This window comes from Atlanticothrix silvestris CENA357 (genome assembly GCF_016056295.1).
GTDB lineage: Bacteria > Cyanobacteriota > Cyanobacteriia > Cyanobacteriales > Nostocaceae > Atlanticothrix > Atlanticothrix silvestris.
Genome location: NZ_JAECZB010000064.1, coordinates 1 through 540, shown reverse-complemented (window position 1 = coordinate 540; position 540 = coordinate 1). Strand labels below are relative to the sequence as shown.

The 540-nt window shown below is 35.6% G+C and carries 1 pseudogene; it reads left to right on the top strand.

What is annotated here, in order from left to right:
* Positions 1-233: 233 nt before the first annotated feature.
* Positions 234-540 (top strand): annotated as a pseudogene (locus I8751_RS17700) (IS630 family transposase); the annotation flags it as partial.

Sequence of the window (540 nt, the reverse complement as noted above, 5' to 3'; positions counted from 1 at the left end):
TTAAAAGCAGTGGAAGGAGTAGAAGCTTCATACAAGGTAGTACATGATACAGTGCGTTATCAAATGAAAGCAAAGCTAAAAGTACCGCGTGCAGTAGGGATAAAACACCAGCCAGAAGCGGAAGAAGAGTTTAAAAAAAACTGCCACGATACCTAGAAGTAATTAAGAAATATGTCATACCACCAATAGATAAACAAAGAAAAATTAGATATTGGTGTGAGGATGAAAGTCGTGTGGGGTTAAAGACTGAAGCGGGTAGATTAATTACCAACTTTGGGACTAAACCTATCGGTATCATGCAATGGAAACGAGATAATTTTTATTTATATGGATTAGTAGAACCGTTAACGGGTGAGTATTTCATCTGGGAATTTTCTCATTTAAATGCAGCTTGTTTTCAGGTTTTCTTAGAAAAATTTTCTGCCACTTATGCCCAAGATATCCATATTATTCAGTTAGATAATGGAGCTTTTCATTTTAGCCAGCATCTTCAAATACCAGAAAATATCATTTTATTATTTCAACCTCCACACCTGTCTC